The sequence below is a fragment of the Streptomyces sparsus genome, assembly GCF_054776295.1.
This window is the reverse complement of the sequence record NZ_BAAHCA010000387.1, coordinates 1-4,454: the sequence shown is the minus strand read 5'-3', so window position 1 is coordinate 4,454 and position 4,454 is coordinate 1. Positions and strand designations below refer to the sequence as shown.

General features: G+C 73.4%; 5 protein-coding genes. 2 read left to right on the top strand and 3 right to left on the bottom strand.

Features of this window, described 5'->3' with window-relative positions:
* The 3 genes from ACYVE9_RS16940 to hisI all read right to left on the bottom strand — a co-directional run.
* Positions 1–528: TIGR02234 family membrane protein (locus ACYVE9_RS16940; RefSeq protein WP_461028703.1), on the bottom strand; the 528-nt coding region annotated here is incomplete at its 3' end.
* Positions 525–2,066 carry an anthranilate synthase component I gene (locus tag ACYVE9_RS16935; RefSeq protein ID WP_461028702.1) on the bottom strand — a complete coding sequence of 514 codons (1,542 nt, stop codon included), beginning with the start codon at positions 2,064–2,066 and terminating at the stop codon, positions 525–527. The genes ACYVE9_RS16935 and ACYVE9_RS16940, both read right to left, overlap by 4 nt.
* A gap of 11 nt (positions 2,067–2,077) precedes the next feature.
* A complete protein-coding gene (hisI, locus tag ACYVE9_RS16930) occupies positions 2,078–2,455 on the bottom strand; it encodes a phosphoribosyl-AMP cyclohydrolase (RefSeq protein WP_461028701.1) in 378 nt (125 codons plus the stop codon).
* A gap of 314 nt (positions 2,456–2,769) precedes the next feature.
* On the opposite strand from hisI, the gene ACYVE9_RS16925 reads away from it, so the two are divergent.
* Positions 2,770–3,636 (top strand): hypothetical protein, encoded by an 867-nt coding sequence (locus ACYVE9_RS16925; protein ID WP_461028700.1) that lies wholly within the window; start codon positions 2,770–2,772, stop codon positions 3,634–3,636.
* A gap of 68 nt (positions 3,637–3,704) precedes the next feature.
* Positions 3,705–4,337 carry a TIGR03085 family metal-binding protein gene (locus ACYVE9_RS16920; RefSeq protein WP_461028699.1) on the top strand — a complete coding sequence of 211 codons (633 nt, stop codon included), beginning with the start codon at positions 3,705–3,707 and terminating at the stop codon, positions 4,335–4,337.
* Positions 4,338–4,454: the final 117 nt, after the last annotated feature.

The following is a 4,454-nucleotide window of genomic DNA, read 5'->3' as shown; positions in this document are numbered from 1 at the left end:
CGCCGGCCGCTCACCGCCGCGCTCGTACCGTCCGCCCATCGCCGGCCAGGACCGCCCGTAGCGCAGCGCGAGCACGCCCGCGACCAGCAGCAGGAAGCCGCCCGCCGCTGCCACGTACGGCCACACGGTGTGCGACACCTGGCTCACGGTGGCGTCGGCGAGCCCCGTCGCCTCGGCGGCCTTCTCGTCCAGCGCTTCGGTGTCCGAGGAACCGGCCAGCGCGGCGACCATGACGCCCATTCCGGAGAGGGCGAGCAGCCCGGCCACCACCGCCCGGCCGGCCCGGCGGACCGCGAACACCGCGACCAGCGCGGCGAGTCCGACGAGGGCCAGGGCGCTGGGCACACCGGAGACGTCGCTGCCGGAGACGTCGACGCCCATCGTGCCGGTGCCGAACGCGGCGGTGCCCTCGCCCCACGTCTGTCCGGAGGCGACAAGCACGACAGCGGCGCCGATCGCACCGCCCGGCAGTGCGACGGCGAGTGCGCGGCGGGGCCCTTGGCTGCGGTCCGACGGGGTGGAAGTCACCGTTCCACGCTACCGCCGAGTTGTTCCGCGGTGCGAACCGCCCTCAGCACCGCGGCGGCCTTGTTGCGGCACTCGACGTCCTCGGCCGCCGGATCGGAGTCGGCCACGACCCCGGCGCCGGCCTGCACGTAGGCGGTGCCGTCCCGCAGCACGGCGGTGCGGATGGCGATGGCGGTGTCGGAGTCCCCGGCGAAGTCCAGGTAGCCCACGCAGCCGCCGTACAGGCCGCGGCGGGTGGGTTCCAGTTCCTCGATGATCTGGAGCGCGCGCGGTTTCGGGGCCCCGGAGAGTGTGCCCGCCGGAAAGCAGGCGGTGAGCGCGTCGAAGGCGGTACGGCCGGGCGCGAGCCGGCCGGTCACCGTCGACACGATGTGCATCACGTGGCTGTACCGCTCGAGCGTCATGAAGTCGACGACCTCGACGCTGCCCGGCTCGCAGACCCGGCCCAGGTCGTTGCGCCCGAGATCGACCAGCATCAGGTGCTCGGCCCGCTCCTTGGGGTCGGCCAGCAGTTCCTCACCGAGCGCGGTGTCCTGCTGCGGGGTGGCGCCGCGCGGCCGGGTGCCGGCGATGGGGTGCAGCATCGCGCGGCCGTCCTCGACCTTCACCAGCGCCTCGGGGCTCGAGCCCACCACGTCGAACCCGTTGCCGGTGCCGTCCGGACCGGTGGTGCCGGACTCGTCGGCGCCGAAGCGGAACAGGTACATGTACGGGCTGGGGTTCGTCGCCCGCAGCACCCGGTAGACGTCCAGGGCGCTCGCCGCGCAGGGGGTCTGGAAACGTTGCGAGGGCACCACCTGGAACGCGTCCCCGGCGCGGATGCGCTCCTTGACCTCCTCGACGGCCGCCCGGAACGGGGCCGAGCCCCAGCGCTCGTCGTAGTCGGGGACCCGGGACGGCGGCAGCGGCACCCCGGCGGTGGCGACCGGGCGGGCCAGGTCGGCGGCCATCGTGTCCAGGCGGGCCACCGCGTCGGCGTGTGCCTGCTCGACGCCGGTCGCCAGGTCGTTGTGGTTGATCGCGTTGGCGATCAGCAGCACGGTCCCGTCCCGGTGGTCGAGCACCGCGAGGTCCGAGGCGAGCAGCATGGTGAACTCGGGCAGGTGCAGGTCGTCGACGGTGCTGTCCCCGACCTTCTCCAGCCGGCGCACCACGTCGTAGCCGAGATAGCCCACCATGCCGCCGGTGAAGGGCGGCAGTTCGGGGTCGCGCGGGGTGTGCAGGGTCTCCACCGCGGCACGCAGGGCCACCAGCGGGTCTCCGTCGGTGGGCACGCCGACGGGCGGGGTGCCCAGCCAGTGCGCCCGGCCGTCGCGGACGGTCAGCGCGGCGGCGCTGCGCACCCCGACGAAGGAGTACCGCGACCAGGTGCGGCCGTTCTCGGCGGACTCCAGCAGGAAGGTGCCCGGCCGCTCGGCGGCGAGCTTGCGGTACAGGCCGATGGGCGTGTCGCCGTCGGCGAGCAGGCGTCGGGTGACCGGGATGACCCGGCGGTCCTTCGCGAGCGTGCGGAAGGTCTCGAGGTCCGGCGTCGTCATGGTCGGTGACCCTACTCGGCGCCGGGGCCGCTGCCGATGTCACCCAGCGGCAGCGGGTCCTCGTCGAAGCAGGTCCGCGCCCCGGTGTGGCAGGCGGCGCCGGTCTGGTCGACCTTGACGAGCACCGTGTCGCCGTCGCAGTCCAGAGCGACCGACCTCACCTGCTGGATGTGCCCGGAGGTGTCGCCCTTGACCCAGTACTCGCCCCGGCTGCGGCTCCAGTAGGTGCAGCGTCCGGTGGTCAGTGTGCGGTGCAGCGCCTCGTCGTCCATCCAGCCGAGCATGAGGACTTCGCCGGTGTCGTACTGCTGGGCGATGGCGGGCACCAGGCCGTCGGGAGTGCGCTTCAACCGGGCGGCGACGGCGGGTTCGAGCGGGGATGCGGGCATGCGGCCATTCTGCCGCCGCCGGTGCCGATTGCGGAAACCGGCGCCCGGTGCACCGGCCCGTCGGGCCCGGCCTCCGCCGCGGACGGATCGGGGCCGGGAGGAGGCGGACCGCGGCAGGGCGGAAGGCGGGCGAGGCTGAGGGCGGCTCCGGGACAGAAAGCGGACGGCGCCGCTACGCTTCCTGCCGGTGCGGGTGTTGACGACGGTGCAGGTCGGGCCGCTGTTGACGCCGAGCGGTGCCGTTGCGTTCCTGTTCCACGGTTGTGACCATCCCAGGGCATCGAATGTCTGTGCCGTGGGGCATTCTGTCGTGCATGAGCTACCCGCCGCCCAACAACCCCCAGCAGCCCGGTCCCGGCGGCGGATTCGGTCCGCCCCAGGGATTCGGCCCCTCCGAACCGGCCGGCCCGCCCGCAGGCGGCTACGGCTACCCCGGTCCGCCCGGCAACCCGCCCCCCGGCTACGGCCAGGGAGGCCCGGGCGGGTACGGCCCCCAGGGGCCCGGCGGTTTCGGCCCCGGTGGTCCCGGCCCGTACCCGCCGCCGCCCGGTGGCGGCGGCAACGGCCCCAACAAGGCGGCGGTGACGATCATCGCCGTGGTGCTCGGCATCGCCGTGGCCATCGGCGTGGTGCTGCTGGTCAGCAGCGGTGACGACGACAAGGCCAAGGCCTCCACCGACACCTCCGCGTCCCCCGAGCCCGAGGAGTCGGCGAGCACGGACGCCTACCCGACACCGACGGACGAACCGACCTCCATACCCAGCCTGGACCTGCCGTCCCCGACGGCCGATCGGGATTCGACCGCGCCCACCGCCATCCCCTACGTGGTGCTGCCGCCCGGCACCTGCTTCAACCACCCGTCGCTGAACAGCAAGGCCACCGGCCTCGAGCGGCGCTCCTGCAACGAGTCGCACGACGCCGAGGTGATCTCCAACCGGAAGCTGACGGGCGACTACGCCACCAACACGGCCGTGCAGACGGCGGCGCTCGGCCTCTGTGAGAAGGACGCCAGGGCCCGGCTGCAGAAGGTCCCTCAGGACGGCACGCTCTACTACCCGTTCGCGCTGTTCCCGATGAAGGTCACCTACGAGCTGCAGGGCAAGGACACCGTCTCCTGCGCGATGACGCTCAGCAACACCAAGGACGGCAAGCAGCTGAAGGCCCCGCTGCCGGGCAGCTGACCCACTCCCGTCCGAGCCGGCCCGCGCGGCGCGACGCACCGCCGGGCCGGCCGCCGTACGCTGGAAGCATGTCGACCCATGCCAAACGTGAACGCCTGCTCCTCGCCGACCTGTTGGAGAGCTCCGGCCCCGACGCGCCGACCCTCTGCGAGGGCTGGACGACTCGTGACCTCGCCGCCCACGTGGTCGTGCGCGAACGTCGCGCCGACGCGGCGGGCGGCATCGTCATCAAGCCGCTCGCCGCTCGCCTGGAGCGGGTGCAGGCCGAGTTCGCAGGAAAGCCGTACGAGGAACTGGTCCAGCTCATCCGCACCGGACCGCCGAAGCTGTCGCCCTTCGCCCTGAAGCAGATCGACGAGGCGTCCAACACGGTGGAGTTCTACATCCACACCGAGGACATCCGCCGTGCGCAGCCGGACTGGCGTCCGCGCGAGCTGGACCCGGTCTTCGCCGACGCGCTGTGGCGGCGTCTGGAGACCGCCGCCCGGCTGTACGGGCGCAAGGCCCCGGTGGGCCTGGTGCTGCGCCGGCCCAACGGCCAGACGGCGGTGGCCCACAAGGGCACCCCGGTGGTGACCGCGACGGGTGAACCCTCCGAGTTGCTGATCTTCGTCTCCGACCGTCAGCAGGTCGCCGTCGTGGAACTGGAGGGCGACAAGGACGCGGTGGCCAAGGTGACCGAGGCGCCCTTCAACGTCTGATGCCTCGCTCCCGGCCGCCACCGCGGACCGGGAGCGACGGGACCGCACGCCGCCCGGGACCGGGGGCCGGCTCCACCGCCGGCTCCCGCCCCGGGCGCCTGTGCGGTCGGGGACGCA